Source organism: Pseudoalteromonas sp. PB2-1 (genome assembly GCF_045040605.1).
In the GTDB taxonomy this organism is placed as follows: domain Bacteria; phylum Pseudomonadota; class Gammaproteobacteria; order Enterobacterales; family Alteromonadaceae; genus Pseudoalteromonas; species Pseudoalteromonas arabiensis.
In genome coordinates, this window is the sequence record NZ_CP090667.1 from 1,279,706 (window position 1) to 1,294,774 (window position 15,069).

A 15,069-nucleotide genomic window follows, 5' to 3' on the forward strand; every position below is an offset into this window, starting at 1 on the left:
AAGAATAAAAGTGTGTGCTCTTTGTATGGCTTAACAGTATGCAATTTTATCTCTTGCGTAAAATGATATATTTGAATTAAAGTGTTTCATAAAATGAAATGGTAGTCACAATGGATCACAAACATCTTAATTACTTCTTAGCCTTAGCTAAAACGCTCCACTTTGCTAGAGCCAGTGAGCTTTGCCATATTAGTGCTCCTACTTTAAGCCGTAATATCAAGCAACTTGAAGATGAAGTAGGCGCAGTATTATTTAATCGTGATAACCGCACGGTTAAGCTAACTCAAGAGGGAAAAGCATTTTGTGATTATGCCAATGCTACGCTTGCCAGTTGGCACCGATTCAAAGCTGATATCCAAGAGCCACAGCAACATATATACGGTAATGTCAGTATTTATTGTTCTGTTACTGCCTCATATAGCTTTTTGCATCAAATTCTTGAAAAGCTTCGGATGCAGCATCCTTATATCGAAATTACACTCAATACAGGTGACCCCGCGCTCGCCATAAATCGTGTATTGGATGGCCATGAAGCCATGGCGATTGCAGCAAAACCAGTTAAATTACCAGGGCAAATAGCCTTTACCAGTATCGGGTATTCTCCTTTGGTACTTATTGGACCTAAAATAGCCTGTCCTATCAGTGAACAACTTAAAGATTTAGAAACAATTCATTGGTCTAATTTAGAATTCATTGTTGCTGAACAAGGATTATCTAGGCAGCGATTAGAGCAGTGGTGGCGAAAGAAAAATATTCATGGTCGTATTTACGCCCATGTAGCAGGTCATGAAGCCATGGTGTCGATGGTAAGTTTGGGTTTAGGTGTTGCTATGGTACCTAAAATTGTACTTGATAATAGCCCGTTAAAAGAAAAGGTTCAGGTTATTAGTGACGCTGAAAAAGATATTCCAGGCTTTGAAATTGGCTTAGCAGTGCTTAAGAAGGAGCGGCATGATCCCGCATTAAATGCTATTTGGGAAATTGCGCAGTCGTTACTAACTTATTAAGCATGATTGGTCATCGTTTTAATAGCAGGAATAAGCCGTTTTTATAGAATTGATATGGAAACTTGACAGCGATGTCATTTTGCATCTAGTGTTAATAAAAGGTTAAAACCCATTTTAGAAACACACAATTCAAAGGAAAGACGATGAAAACCCACTCTATTAAACTGCTTGCTCTGCAAGTTGCTCTTATCGCCTCTGCTAATGCATTAACGATTGTTGATGACCCGAATAACCCAAACGGCTATTTGCTATCTCGTGCAGAACTAAATGCGGCTCGTGATGCTAAAGCATCCGATCCCATGTATCAGACTTGGGCAAAAGCGCTTGAAACGAGGGATAATAGTATTGTTGAAGCTATTACACCTAACAATGCAAGCAACCCTGAAAACGTGAAACGTGTTGAACGAGTCTTTGGTCAGCAAGAGTGGGATTTTCTGACGGGAATGGCTGCGCCAGAGTATACTTATACACGTTTTTTGCGGGCAATTGGTAAGTTCCCTGCTTTTTGTGGTGAATACACCGATGGCCGAGATTCTGATGCCATTTGTAAAAAGTCTATCATCACGGCATTTGCACACTTTGCACAAGAAACCGGTGGTCATATCGCCAAAGATAATATCTCTGATAACCCATTACAACTCGAAGAATGGCAACAGGCTTTAGTACATGTCCGCGAAATGGGGTGGTCAGAAGGGCAGGCCGGTTATACAACAGGGTGTGGTCAAAATGATTGGCAAAATCGCCGTTGGCCATGCGCAGAAGGACAAGGTTATTTCGGCCGCGGTGCGAAGCAGCTTTCGTATCATTTTAATTATGGTGCATTTTCGGAAGTGATGTTTAATGGTGATGCAACTGTGCTACTTAACAACCCAAGCTTAGTGGCAGATTCTTGGCTTAATCTTGCTTCAGCAATTTGGTTTTTCTTGACACCTCAAGCACCTAAACCGGCGATGCTACACGTTATTGATAGAACTTGGGTGCCATCACAAAAAGAGCTCAGTGCGGGGATCGGATACGGTTTTGGCACAACAATTAATGTAATAAATGGGGGAATTGAATGTGGCGAGCAAAACCGCACCAAAGGACAGCCAGTAAATCGCATTCGCTATTGGGAAGGTCTATCGAATTACTATTATATCCCGATTGAAACAGATGAAGAGAACACCTGCTGGCAGCAAACTCCTTTTGGTAGTTTAAACCTTAATGATTCGACCGATGTTCTCTACACAAACTGGGAAGCAGACTGGGCATATTACAGCGACAGACCAGGAGGCCAATCATTTGAGTGTAAGTTAGTTGGTTATCAAACTGCCTATTCAGCATTGGTCCCTGGTGATTATGAAAAGTGCGTAACAAACTTTTATCAATCTCATGTAAACTGGCCTCAAGTAACAGTCGTCGACACGCTAACACCACCAGAGGGCAATCCTCCGGTAGGTGGTGTTGCAGCATGGGATAGTACAAAGGTATATGTTAAAGACGACAAAGTAAGTTTTAACAATGTCATATATGTCGCTAAGTGGTGGACTCAAGGTGACTCGCCAGAAACAGCTAATGGACCTTGGTCAGCTGTAAACTAATTTCAAACCATTCAATAAAACCTAAGGCGGTTGATATAATTGTTATCAGCCGCCTATGAATCCCCAATTATTTAACTTTTGGCTAAACTGACGCGGTGATTTTTCACGTCATTTTCTTAAATTAGCAGATCTCATCTTTTTTACTTAGAGTTTTTGGGTTATTTTGTTCCGCAAAAATAGTCATAAAAACAATCCTTTTGTATTGTTTTTTGTTAATGGTTTCCGTGTTTTTTACTGGGATTTAGCGATTATTGCAGATTTTTTATTGATTTTTTTCAATGTGTTGCTAACGTAAATCAAAATAATAAAAATACTGATGGCATGGACACATGATTCTGTCAGCTCACGTTGAGCATTCGCTGAGCTATTCAAGTAGCTGTTTGAAGCGCGCTATTCCCTTAATGGTTAAATACAAAATGCCTATTACACCGCTTAATTATGCGTTGTGGTATTGCTATGTAAGTGGCAGAAATAAAGCGCTTAATGAAGAACTTGATAATATTATTCGCACATTCAGTACATGCGACCAAGAGCGAGCCAAGTATCTTTTTAATAAATATTTATCTCAAGATGATCTGTCTTTGTTCTATCAACTATCGAATGATTTTAATGGTGTTGTAAGTAATGTTCAGCAAGGCATAAACGACACGCTTGTTCACTCTATTCAGTTTAATCAAACACTCCAAGAGTGCCGAGAGCAACTCAATGATATAAATTTAAGTGATGGAGATAGCTTTGATAATGTGTTGGACTGTGTAGAGCGACTAAGTGGTGAGTCAGCCGCTTTACAAAACCGCGCACAGGATTTTCAAAACCAGTTAGCACAAGCCTATGCAGAAATATCCGAATTAAAGCAGGAGCTTAGTCTTTCGAAAAATAAAGCAGAAAAAGATACGCTGACAGGCCTTTATAATCGAGGCAAGTTTGATGAAGACATTTCTCGATTCTGCCAAGCGGTTCATTTGGCTGGTCTTGCGGTGTTGGTGATGGTTGATATTGATCATTTTAAGCAATTTAATGATACATTCGGACACCAAAAGGGAGACCAAGTTCTGAGAGCTGTAGCGAGTAAATTACTCAAACACGTGTCAAGTGTAGGGCAGGTTTATCGCTTTGGTGGGGAAGAGTTTTGCTTTACTGCACATTTTGCAAGTGTCAGTGATATGACTAACTTTACTCAACAGCTGCGCATCGCGATATCGAAGTTACAAGTCAAGAAACCTAAATCGACTAATGTGTTAAGTAAGATAACGGCAAGTTTTGGTATTGCTATTAAGTCTAAGAATAGTCAACCAGAACAACTGATTGCTAAAGCTGACCAAGCTCTTTATCTTGCCAAAGAGCATGGAAGAAACCGTCTTGAGATTGTTGAAGAGTAACAAACTTAGCTGATATATGTATCAAAATTGTGAATACTTGTAACCTATAAAAGACAGCCTATTCACACCTTGATACCATAGACTAACTGGAAATTGCCTGTGGTCGTAACAAACATGAAAACGATAACGATCAATAATTGGGTAATGATGTGCATCTTGATTTTTATATCGATGAATCAAGTCTGTGCTGAAGACTCAACCCGCACAGAACGAGAAAGTCGTTCAGCATCTCAAGAAGTTGAAGCCAATAAGTGGTATTTGGGTGTCAATACAGGAGCTGGGGTGATCACAAACCCGCTGTATGGAGGTGATAATCTACCGCTTATACTCTTACCTGAAATTGCTTATTACGGTGAAAAGTGGTTTTTTGATAATGGTCGACTTGGTTATGCTTTTCATGAAACGTCATCTCATGTTTTTAATGTAGTGGCGGAGTTTAACCCTGAAACGCGCTTTTTTATTGATTTTCACCCTAGTAATGTTTTTGCGCTGCAAACTTCGAGTAGTTTTGTCAATTCCACAGAAAAGAATGAATTGAATGCTGAGCGTATCTCTGTGAACGATATCAGTAAGCGTCGTTGGGCATTAGATGCAGGCTTAAGTTACCATTACATTCATAATAACCATATATTCTCGCTACAAGCATTAGCAGATGTATCCAATGTATATAAAGGCACAAGAAGTGCAGTTCAGTGGCAGACACTCCAGCAAATAGGTCAGTTAGAACTGACTCCAAGTTTAGGCGTTTGGTATAAATCCGCGAAGTTAAACGATTACTTTTATGGCTTATCGGCGAAAGAAACCTTACATGGGAAAATTGGTGTTGGCAGTAGTTGGCAACCTTATGCTAAAATCGACGCCCGTTGGCCCTTGAGTGAGGGCAACTCACTTCGTTTTCATTTAGCATATTACGATTACTCGGGCGTAGATGACAGTCCGCTTTTTGAACACACGTATTCGATGACTGCTTTTATAGGATTCAATCATATTTTTTAATATGAAGTTTTTTGTTTTTAGTCTGGGTGTGTTTGTTGCTGTTTTTTGGGGATTCCCGAGCCATGCACAAGCATCTCTCTTCGATGTATCACCTAAAGTGTGTGTTGTTTTTCAACAGCACGAATTTTGCGATCTTGAACTAAAAATAAGTTGGCAGTTAACACACCCTCAAGATGTATGTTTGTATCAGAATGATCAACAAGTTCAGTGCTGGCAGAACATGCAAAAAGGCCGTTTTAGCTATAAAGCGCGGGTTCAGGTTGAAACAATATACTCCTTAGTCAATCCGCACACGGGGAGCAAAGTTGCGACAGCAAAAGTTGAAGTGCAGAGCACAGAAGCAAAAACGACAAGACGAAGATTACGCTCTCCGTGGAGCTTTTTTTAATTCAGGAGCAACCAATGACAAAGATTTTACTTGTTGAAGATGATCTCGGTTTACAACAGTTAACACGAGACTACCTTCAGCACAATGGGTTGGATGTTGCGGTCCTTGAACGCGGCGATGAAGTTTTCGAATACCTAGAAAATAACCCTGTTGATTTAATGATTCTTGATGTCATGTTACCAGGCAAAGATGGCTTTAGTGTGTGCCGTCAAGTACGCGATAAGTTTAACTTGCCAATTCTTATGTTAACCGCGAAAGGTGAAGATTTTGATCAGGTCATCGGTCTGGAGCTTGGTGCTGATGACTATGTAATCAAACCGGCAGAACCGCGTGTACTACTTGCAAGAATCAATGCGTTACTGCGCCGTGGGCATGCAACGACTAAAGCCCCTGAAGAAATCACATTTGGTGATTTATCAATTGATAAAACGAGTCGCATTGTTACACTTAAAGGCAATGAGATTACACTTACATCACATGAATTTGAATTATTGTGGCTTTTAGCTTCAAATGCAGGTGAAGTGCTAAGCCGTGAGCATGTCCATCAACATATGATTGGACGTCAATATGATGGTTTAGATCGCACTGTTGATGTTCGGGTATCAAGAATCCGCAAGAAGTTAGGTGATAACAGTGATAAACCATACCGTATTAAAACAGTTTGGGGACAGGGATACTTATTCGTATCAGATGCTTGGGAAATCTAGCTGTTAATGGGGAAGCTGTTTGCGAGTTTATATCTTTATATAATCGTTTCTCTGTTTCTTGTCAGTGGGGTCATCGAACAACTGTGGCCCTATGAAGATTCCCAACAGCAAATCGCACTCGATAAAGAATTTGGTAAATCGCTCTGGTTATTAAGCCAAACTAAAGACGGCTTATCGAAGTTACAAGATGAATTTGATAGTGAAATTATCGACAGGAATGACTTAGCACTTCCTGATGATTTAAAAGCCGATTTAGCTTCTCACCATTATTTGTACCTATTTAACCAACAACAAGAGGTTATTTGGTACATAACACTCAACGATCAGCAATTACTTCATATTGGCCCATTGACTGTATCGAACCCAAGCTTTAGCTCTGTCTGGCCTTATTTTTTACTATTAATGGTTGTCGGTGTTCCTGTAGGCTTATGGAGTTTTTTACTGTGGAGAGATTTTAATAAGCTGACCCTTGCTTGTGAGGCTGTAGGTGGTGCGCAAGATTTTGAATTACATGATGCTTCAAAGTCTTTTTTCTTACCGATCACCGATACATTATCTGCCATGCAAGAGCGTATTCAATACTTATTAGCAGCACAGCAGGAGCTAACCTCATCAGTTTCTCATGAATTCAGAACGCCGCTAGCGCGTTTGAAATTCGCAATAGCAATGCTTGAAGAACAAGTAGAAAATGAGCAGTCTTTTACCTATTTAGATAATATGCATGCAGATATTGTTGAACTTGAAGCGTTAGTGTCAGAAATGCTTGAGTACGCACGTCTAGAATCCCACAAGCCTAATCTTATCAACCGCTCATGTGATTTAACTATGCTAGTTTCAAGTGTGGTTAATAAACTTGAGTTTGCGACAGATATAGACGTGCAAATAAAGGCACCGCTTAGCTTAATTTATAAGTGTGATGAGCACTTTATGGCTCGCTGTATTCAAAACTTATTAGGTAATGCGCAAAAGTATGCTGCACATACAATTATCGTTTCCCTTGAAGAGCATAATAAAGAGCTTGTCATGACTGTTGAGGACGATGGACCTGGCATTGCTAAAAGTGAGTGGGAGAGTGTGTTTAAACCATTCACGCGTTTAGATAAAAGTAGAGATAAGAAAACAGGTGGCTTTGGCTTAGGGCTGGCGATTGTTGCTAAAATTATAAGCTGGCATCGTGGTACGTATGAAGTGAGTGACTCTGAATTGGGCGGTGCAAAGTTTACCATCCGCTTATTTAATACAGAAGATTATTGAGTTTCTGATAAAGCATACTGTTTAATAGTAAAGCTGTAACGCTGATAGTGATAGGTTAAATCGTTTAAAGTAATTAACTATTTTATGACCTATTTAGACATAAAAAAAGCGCCTTGAGGCGCTTTTTTTGAGGTTAAAACCAAAAATAAACAAGTAGCAAATTAATAGACCGCCAGTCAGCAAAAAAGTTCTCAAAAATAAAATTATTTATTGTCTAAAAGGGGCATCAACATTTGCTCTAACCCGTTTAGTTTTACTTCATACATCATTGCCAGCTGAGCGCCAAGCTGACCTGCTGGAAAGCCCTGTTGCTTAAACCACACTAAATAAGGTTCAGGCAATAGTAAAAGAGGGCGTCCAGCGTACTTGCCGAATGGCATTTTCGTATTAATGGCTTGTTTAAGTTGAGCTGTATCCATCTTTATCTCAAACAATTGTTAAAGCTAAATGATACGGTAAAAAGGAGAGAGAAAATAGGCTGTGACGGGCAAGAAACAGCCTATTTAGTGAGGGAGGTAGGCCCCCACAATAGCGTAGCGTTTATTTCGCTAATGACGAAATAAAGTTAATGTAATTGGTGACGACTTTTTTTCGAAAAACCAAGTTCTTTTAATCTACTAACAATACTTGGGTCATCAATTCGAGCGGGGGTTTTACCCTCTCGTAGAAAGTGATCATGTGGCACTTGATAAACATCGAGCATTTTATTAAACAATACAGTTCTAATGTCTGTTGCGCTCATGCCATTTTGCTGTAACTCATCCAGTCGACGTTGTATGTCAATAAGTTTCCCCGAACAAGCATCATCTGCGTTTACTTTTAACGCACTGGTAAACTTATCTTTCATCTTAAACAACCTCAATTAGCTTAACAGTAATCGCACAAACGAAATCGTAAACAGAATTAATAAACTTTTTTGTGCTAAAAATAGATACTTAGCAAAGTATCATATGGCGAGTTTACTCTTTTTTTTGATTGGATGGCTAATCTGGATGTAAAGCTTTGTAAATAAGCTTGACCTACTTTAGGTACGCCTATTGAAGTGTACTAAAAATAGCAATAGCAAGTCGCTGAATATAATGAAAATAATTCTCAGTACCAAATATGGGCCCTGAGAATTATTTTTTTACATTATGAGAAAAGTTTTTGTTTTACGTGCTCGGCAAAGCCGCTCCCCGCTTCTAGATAAAAGTTATAGGTAGAATCTACACCCATATCTTCTAACTCTTTTTGCTGGTCAGGGTAATTTGCAATAGCCGTTACTTGGCCTTGGTATCCAGACGCTTTTAGCTGCTCTAGGGCAAAAATATTCTGCATGTGCTTTGGCATCGCAAGCATAACCATGCCAACATGAGAGTGATTTACCCGTTGCCAAAAGTCAGGGTCTGTGGCGTCAGCTAAAAGAACGCGGCGTCCTCGTTTAATGTGCTTATCCACCACATCAGGTTTAATATCAATGCCAGCAACGAGGTTTGGATGTGTTTGACTAATTGTTTCGTACGCCCCTGTACCAATACGGCCCATACCAAAAATAACGATTTTGGTATCGTTTAAGTTCACCGGTAACTCTTCGGTTAAGCGGCTATTACTTTCAAATTTAAGTAGCCAGTGCTCAATCTTGACATAAATTTCGTTAGAGCGTTTATTTAAAGGAGATGCCAAAATAAAAGTAATTGATACGGCAATCGCCATAACCGCGAGCCATTCGGAGGTGATCATATTACTGCTAGCAGCAACGGCACAAACGATTAAACCAAACTCACTATAGTTAGCAAGGCTAAATGCGCTAAGCAGTGAAGTACGTGCACGTAATTTGAAGGCGTTAGTTAAAACATAATAGAGCGCAACTTTAATTGGTAACACTAAAATAATCACCATCGCCACCAATACAGCATGCGCGGTAAGCTCCGCGTTTAAACCTATGTTTAGGAAGAAGCCAACAAGCAAGATATCTTTCAGATTTAGTAATGATTTTGATAGCTCACCCGCTTTTTTATGGGGAGCAAACATCATCCCTATGATAAGCGCGCCTAAATCGCCTTTGAGTCCAGCAAATTCAAAGGCTTGATAACCTAAAACCAGCGCAAAGAAAAAGCCAAATAAAGGCAGTAATTCACCATGCTTAGAGCGATTTAAAATCCAAAACATAATAGGGCGCAGAACCGGAAGCCCTATTAATAATGCTAATGCCCAAATATTAGGTGCTTTACCTGTACTAATCGCTAAGAAAATAACTGCGAATATATCCTGCATTACCAAGATACCTATTGCAATTTTGCCATGTAGACTAGACATTTCTCCGCGTTCTTCAAGGACTTTAACGGCAAACACAGTACTCGAAAAGCTAAATGCAAAACCAACCAAGAGTGCACTTTGCCAAGTCAGTTCGCTGAAAAGAGGAAGTGCGAATGCGCCAAGCAACAGCATAAAACCGCTAAAGAGGGTGCTGCTCAGTACAATATGCATTGACGCTGGTGCCCATACTTGTGGTTTTATAAGGTTAGAAACTTTTAATTTTAAACCAATACTAAACAGCAGTAAGGTTACGCCTAAGCTCGCTAGTGTGTTGAGTAATTCAGTGGTTTTATAGCCATATAAGTTGAGGGCAAACCCTGCTAATAAAAAACCAATTAAAGGAGGAAGCTTTAGCTGATAGACAGCAAAGCCGCACACGAACGCCGTAGCAAAGTATATAAGTTCCATAATTCTTCTTTTGACTTCATTTGTTAGGAGTGTAGCGAAATATTCACTAATGGAAAACAATATCGAATATAAAGAGTCTAAAAAATGAACACTTACGCACTATTTATTGATTAATGCGCTAAAAGCATCATTTTTTCGCTGACATTAGCTTTTAATTGTGGTTAAGATGCAACAACAAAGGAATTTAAGCCAACTAGAAAAGAGACGGCTTAAGGAGAAAAGATGTTTAAGAAAATCCTTGCATCAGTAGGTATTGGTGCAGCAAAGGTGGACACTGTACTGGAAACAGAGCACTTACAACCAGGCCAAAAATTTAATGCAGTTATCGTTATTAAAGGCGGCGATGTAGAGCAAGATATTACTGGCTTAGACTTAGCATTAATGACGCGTGTTAAAGTTGAAGGTGAAGATGGTGAGTATTTTACAAATCATGTGATCGAAAAATGGCGTATCACGGATGTCGGCACGATTGCAGCGGGCGAAGAGAGGCATATTCCGTTTGAAGCACGCCTACATTCAGAGACCCCAATCACGGAAATTAACGCTGGCTATAATCAATCACATGTTTGGTTAGAAACGGGTCTTGATATTGATATGGCGCTTGATCCAACGGATCGTGACTCATTACATATTTATCCGAATGATGCTGTTAGCACGTTTATGCACGCAATGGATAAATTAGGTTTTAACCTAGTCAAGGCAGATGTTGAAAAGGGTTATCTACGCGCACCTACGTTTCAATCTCACTCAGGTTGCTATCAGGAACTTGAGTATCGTCCAGATAGCCGAAGCCTTTTTGGTTTACAAGAAGTTGAGCTGTCGTTTGTGCCTGAAGCTCATAAAACGCATGTGTTAATTGAATTAGACCGTGCTTTTAGAGGGGATGGTTATGTTGATTTAACGATAGAACATGATCACGTAAACCTGTCGCAATTATGTGACCAATTAGAGCGGTTATTCGCTTAGGGCTTAATCGAATAGGTACACTTTAAACCCAGCTACGGCTGGGTTTTTTGTCTTGCAAAAAGGAATCTTATGTTTTCTGTTAAGAGTTACACTGAACTCAGTAAAGATGAGTTATTCGCGATTTTACGAGCACGGGTTGAGGTGTTTGTTGTAGAGCAAACCTGTGCTTATCCAGAGATTGACGAGGTTGATAACCATGACCTGACTCAGCATCTCTTTGTGTTCAAAGAACAACAGCTAGCTGCCTACGCTCGGTGTTATGACAAAAATGAGCAGTTCAGTGCATTTGGTCGTGTACTTGTTGCTAAGCAATTTAGGGGACAAGGGTTGGCAAGCAAACTTGTGCAAATGGCTATAGAGACATGTCAGCAACGCTGGCCAGAGAAAGCTATTTTGATAGGCGCTCAATGTTATTTAACGGGCTTTTATCAACAGTTTGGCTTTAAAAATGTCGGTGATGATTACTTAGAAGACGGCATTCCACATCAGGATATGTGTTTGAAGTAGCCCAAAGCAAAGGGCTACTTCAAGTAACCTCTCAGCTTAACAGCGAGTTTGCAAATACCAGTGCAATGGCCAATGGACAAATGAATTTGATATACCATGGCCACACTTTCCAGAAGAAGCTATGTGCAGCTTCTGGGCAGCCTTGTTGAATTTCTTTTAATAAAGATGCACGGTGCCAAATCCAACCTACAAATATACAACACATTAATCCTAAAATTGGTTGGCCAATCTTAGTGGTTAGTGTGATCACAAAGCCAAACAATGTGCCTAAGTTGAAAACAATCGTAAAGCTGACAAGGGCAATAATACCGCCAATTAACCATGTCGCTTGCACACGTTTTAGAGCGAAGCGCTCAACTGCATAAGAGACGGGTGCTTCCAACATTGAAATAGATGAAGTTAACGCTGCAATACTCATTAAAGCAAAAAAGGCAAAGCCAACGAAAATACCCACATCCCCCATGCTGGTGAAAAGTGCAGGCAGCACTTGAAACACTAACGTATCTTCAGACAGTAGTACGCCTTCAGCAGAGAAAATCTGTACGCCTTGTGCCTGAGCAACATACATCGCAGGAATAATCAATAAACCGGCTACAAAGGCAATAAACACATCGATCAAAGTAACATAAGCACCTAGGGATACGAGATTCTCTTTTTTGCTAATGTATGAGCCATAGATGATCATCACACTGGTGCCCAAAGATAACGAGAAAAATGCTTGTCCAAGGGCATTAACTAACAGCTCTGGGTTTAAAATAGATGAAAAGTCAGGCACTAAGTAGGCTTTTAAACCTTCAATTGCGCCATCTTGGGTCATCACGTAAATGATAAGCATAAATAAAATGCCTAATAGAGCAGGCATCAGGCGCTTTGACCATTTCTCAATGCCGTTTTCAACACCTTTAGAAATAATAGCAACGGTCAAAATAATAAACGCAGCAGTAAAAATTAGGTTTCTTGATAGTGACTGCTCACCTAACCAAGTAATTGCAGGCTCTTGAGCAGTTAATTGTGCTACGGGCTCTAATGTTGCACTGAGCATCCAGCCCGCTACGATGGCATAAAAGCTTAAAATTAAACCAGCACAAATAATACCGCCAAAGCCGACTACAAAAGCAAATTTTTTCTGCCATGGCTGGTTTGTCACTTTTCTAAGGGAACTGACAGCATTGGCTTGGCCATGACGGCCTATAACAAGCTCTGCCATTAATGCTGGGTAAGCTAGGCAAAATGCAAGTACTAAGTAAGCAACTAAAAATGCTGCGCCGCCATTACTTGCTGTTTGTGTAGGGAAACCCCAAATATTTCCTAAGCCAACAGCGGAGCCTGCTGCGGCCATAATAAATCCAAAGCGGGAGCTGAACTCCCCACGTGATGCGCTCATATTATTGTTACTTCTCTATTTGTGACGGCGCTGACAATCTACTTCAATTAACACTAAATAAAAAGGGTTAATAGTGGGCATTTTTACTTGTAATCGCCTCGAATCTGCTGCCAGCATATATTTCGTTCAATTAGCTAATACAATACGTAACAATTAACACAATTGAAACATATTCAAAGGCTTTTATTTTGAATACTGAGGGTAAAGCATGCGCCACCAAGAGACTGGCTTTTTGATACGCTGACAGTGCCATGATGCCAATCAGCCACTTTTGCAACAATCGCGAGGCCTAAGCCATAGCTTTCACCGTCACGATTTCGGTGACTTTGTTCTTGAAAGAACGGACTGAATATTTTCCCCCAGTTTTTTTTATGCACTCCTGGGCCATCATCTTCTACTTTAATAGTAACGAAGCCTTGGTTGTAGGAGACTGATAAAACTATTTCGCAGCGTGCAAAGTCACATGCATTACTTAATAGGTTTACAATCGCACGTGCTAACCAATCTAAGTCGGCACATATATGTCCTTGTTTTATGTCGTGAATGATGCGTAATGAACGTTGCTCAAGCTTAGGGTGAACTTGTTGAATCAAGCTGAGTAAGTAGCTTTCTAAGTCAGATTCGCTAAAGGTTAGTTTATTTGCTTTTTGCTCTAAGGTAGCAAAAGCAAGATAACTTTTTAGCATTGACTCCATTTGATCTAAATCTTGCTCCATTCGAGATAAGTACTCAAGACGTTTTTCCTCATTAGTACAATCTTGCGCGGCTTCTAAACCGAAGCGTAAGCACGCAACAGGGGTTCTTATATCATGCGATAAACTCGACGCCATTAGCTTGTTTTCATCAAGTAGTTTCTCAATTTGATTCGCCATGCGATTAAAGGTGAGCTCGACATCTTTAATATAGGTAAAATGAGATGGTTTAATGCGGGTAGCTAAATCACCTTTAGCGAAGCGTTGCGCGGCATCATTAAGGATGCTGAGACGTTTTGCAAGTGGAGCAATAATAAAGCCCATAAAAACACATAACCCAGCATAGAAGAGTAGGGTAAGGAGAACATCATTCCCTTGCTCATGTAAATGCGCTTTCTCTAGACGCATTTTAAGATGGTGTGAGCCAAGTGCCTGCTCGCTGTAGAGTAAGTAGTATCCTTGTTGATCTTCGAGTATTAAGCCTGTAGGCATTGTAATTTGCGAAAGCAGAGAGTGAGGAAGTGCTAATGCTTGAGTTGAGCGATACTCTAGTTGCACGTTGAAATCTTGCTCTAGCTGCTTGATTGCATTCTCGCGTTTATCCGCAGGCAGTACCGACAACTGTTTAGTAAACCCTTTAATCATTTGGGTTTGGCTATGAAAAGTATCTTGCGGCTGATGGGTTTGCTGACTAAATGCGTCAATTAACCAGCCCAATATGATTATTGATAGCAGTGCACTGCCCAGTAATGAAATATAAAACTTTTTCACGCGTTATATCATCTATTGCCACGCTGTCGCGACGAGCAAGTAGCCACGTCCCCAGATTGTTTTAATTTTTTCAGGGTGTTGGGGATCATCATTAAATTTTTTGCGTAGTGACGAAATAAGCACATCGACACTTCTGTCTAACCCATCATATTCTCTGCCTTTTGTTGCTTTGAACACGGCATCGCGCGACACAACCTGACCTGCATTACTGGCCAAGTAATGCAGCAATAGGTATTCCGCACTTGAAATATGCACTTCTTGATCGGCAAAAAAAACAGTGCGTGATTCGGTGTCTATAGTAAGTTTGCCAACAGTTATGTTGGGATTTTCTAAGCGCGACTCTTTGTTATCTGTATTTGCACGTAAGGCCGTTTTTATGCGGGCTAAGAGTGCTCGTGGTCGTACAGGTTTCATCATGTAATCACTTGCACCGACTTCAAGGCCAATTACTTCGTCCATTTCATCGTCTCTGGCTGTGAGCATAATAATAGGCGCTTGGTAAAACTGTCTTAACTCTCGACACACACTAATACCATCTTGACCAGGCAGCATGATATCTAATAAAACTAAGTCCGGTGGTGTCGCTCTGACTTGCTCAATGACTTGGTCACCACGTTGACAAATTGTTGTTTTATAGCCTTGCTCAGTTAAGTATTCTGCGACCCACTTAGCCAGTGAAATATCATCTTCTACTAGCAGAATCGTGCCATAATGTTCCATTTTTTACTCCAAACA

15 protein-coding genes are annotated in these 15,069 nt (G+C 40.2%); 9 read left to right on the forward strand and 6 right to left on the reverse strand.

What is annotated here, in order from left to right; all coding sequences use genetic code 11:
• The first annotated feature begins 110 nt into the window (after window positions 1-110).
• The 7 genes from ilvY (at window position 111) to L0Z67_RS05895 (ending at window position 7,311) form a co-directional block, all read left to right on the forward strand.
• Entirely contained in the window at window positions 111-1,007 is an 897-nt protein-coding gene (gene ilvY, locus L0Z67_RS05865) for an HTH-type transcriptional activator IlvY (RefSeq protein ID WP_062570550.1), read from the forward strand.
• Between the two features lie 143 nt (window positions 1,008-1,150).
• A complete protein-coding gene (locus L0Z67_RS05870; RefSeq protein ID WP_157066237.1) occupies window positions 1,151-2,587 on the forward strand; it encodes a chitinase in 1,437 nt (478 codons plus the stop codon).
• A gap of 329 nt (window positions 2,588-2,916) precedes the next feature.
• Window positions 2,917-3,966, forward strand: coding sequence for a GGDEF domain-containing protein (locus tag L0Z67_RS05875; RefSeq protein WP_405128575.1), 1,050 nt, complete (start codon window positions 2,917-2,919; stop codon window positions 3,964-3,966).
• A gap of 114 nt (window positions 3,967-4,080) precedes the next feature.
• Window positions 4,081-4,962 carry a MipA/OmpV family protein gene (locus tag L0Z67_RS05880; protein ID WP_228074438.1) on the forward strand — a complete coding sequence of 294 codons (882 nt, stop codon included), beginning with the start codon at window positions 4,081-4,083 and terminating at the stop codon, window positions 4,960-4,962.
• 1 nt (window position 4,963) lies between these two features.
• The gene (locus tag L0Z67_RS05885) at window positions 4,964-5,350 is read left to right on the forward strand and encodes a DUF3019 domain-containing protein (protein WP_062570553.1); all 387 of its coding nucleotides are present in this window, start codon (window positions 4,964-4,966) and stop codon (window positions 5,348-5,350) included.
• A gap of 14 nt (window positions 5,351-5,364) precedes the next feature.
• On the forward strand, window positions 5,365-6,057 hold the full coding sequence (locus L0Z67_RS05890; protein ID WP_062570554.1) for a response regulator: 693 nt from the start codon (window positions 5,365-5,367) through the stop codon (window positions 6,055-6,057).
• A 6-nt stretch (window positions 6,058-6,063) separates the two neighbouring features.
• Window positions 6,064-7,311, forward strand: a complete 1,248-nt coding sequence (locus L0Z67_RS05895) for an ATP-binding protein (RefSeq protein WP_405128576.1) — start codon at window positions 6,064-6,066, stop codon at window positions 7,309-7,311.
• A 203-nt stretch (window positions 7,312-7,514) separates the two neighbouring features.
• Here the strand turns inward: L0Z67_RS05895 and L0Z67_RS05900 are convergent, their stop codons facing one another.
• The 3 genes from L0Z67_RS05900 to L0Z67_RS05910 all read right to left on the reverse strand — a co-directional run bounded on the left by L0Z67_RS05900 (window position 7,515) and on the right by L0Z67_RS05910 (window position 10,014).
• A complete protein-coding gene (locus L0Z67_RS05900) occupies window positions 7,515-7,730 on the reverse strand; it encodes a DUF3820 family protein (RefSeq protein ID WP_062570556.1) in 216 nt (71 codons plus the stop codon).
• 146 nt (window positions 7,731-7,876) lie between these two features.
• Window positions 7,877-8,158: a hypothetical protein gene (locus tag L0Z67_RS05905; protein ID WP_062570557.1), complete on the reverse strand. Its 282-nt coding sequence runs from the start codon at window positions 8,156-8,158 to the stop codon at window positions 7,877-7,879.
• Between the two features lie 284 nt (window positions 8,159-8,442).
• Window positions 8,443-10,014 carry a cation:proton antiporter family protein gene (locus tag L0Z67_RS05910; RefSeq protein ID WP_193988584.1) on the reverse strand — a complete coding sequence of 524 codons (1,572 nt, stop codon included), beginning with the start codon at window positions 10,012-10,014 and terminating at the stop codon, window positions 8,443-8,445.
• 222 nt (window positions 10,015-10,236) lie between these two features.
• Between L0Z67_RS05910 and L0Z67_RS05915 the strand changes: the two genes are divergently transcribed.
• Both L0Z67_RS05915 and L0Z67_RS05920 read left to right on the forward strand, forming a co-directional pair.
• Entirely contained in the window at window positions 10,237-10,980 is a 744-nt protein-coding gene (locus L0Z67_RS05915; protein ID WP_062570559.1) for a sporulation protein, read from the forward strand.
• Between the two features lie 69 nt (window positions 10,981-11,049).
• Entirely contained in the window at window positions 11,050-11,487 is a 438-nt protein-coding gene (locus L0Z67_RS05920; protein WP_193988585.1) for a GNAT family N-acetyltransferase, read from the forward strand.
• Between the two features lie 31 nt (window positions 11,488-11,518).
• On the opposite strand, the gene L0Z67_RS05925 is transcribed toward L0Z67_RS05920, so the two are convergent.
• From L0Z67_RS05925 to L0Z67_RS05935, 3 genes are all read right to left on the reverse strand, one after another.
• Window positions 11,519-12,871, reverse strand: a complete 1,353-nt coding sequence (locus L0Z67_RS05925; RefSeq protein ID WP_405128577.1) for a sodium-dependent transporter — start codon at window positions 12,869-12,871, stop codon at window positions 11,519-11,521.
• Window positions 12,872-13,044: 173 nt separating this feature from the next.
• Window positions 13,045-14,334, reverse strand: a complete 1,290-nt coding sequence (locus tag L0Z67_RS05930; protein ID WP_405128578.1) for an ATP-binding protein — start codon at window positions 14,332-14,334, stop codon at window positions 13,045-13,047.
• Window positions 14,335-14,346: 12 nt separating this feature from the next.
• The gene (locus tag L0Z67_RS05935) at window positions 14,347-15,054 is read right to left on the reverse strand and encodes a response regulator transcription factor (protein WP_193988587.1); all 708 of its coding nucleotides are present in this window, start codon (window positions 15,052-15,054) and stop codon (window positions 14,347-14,349) included.
• Between the last annotated feature and the right edge of the window lie 15 nt (window positions 15,055-15,069).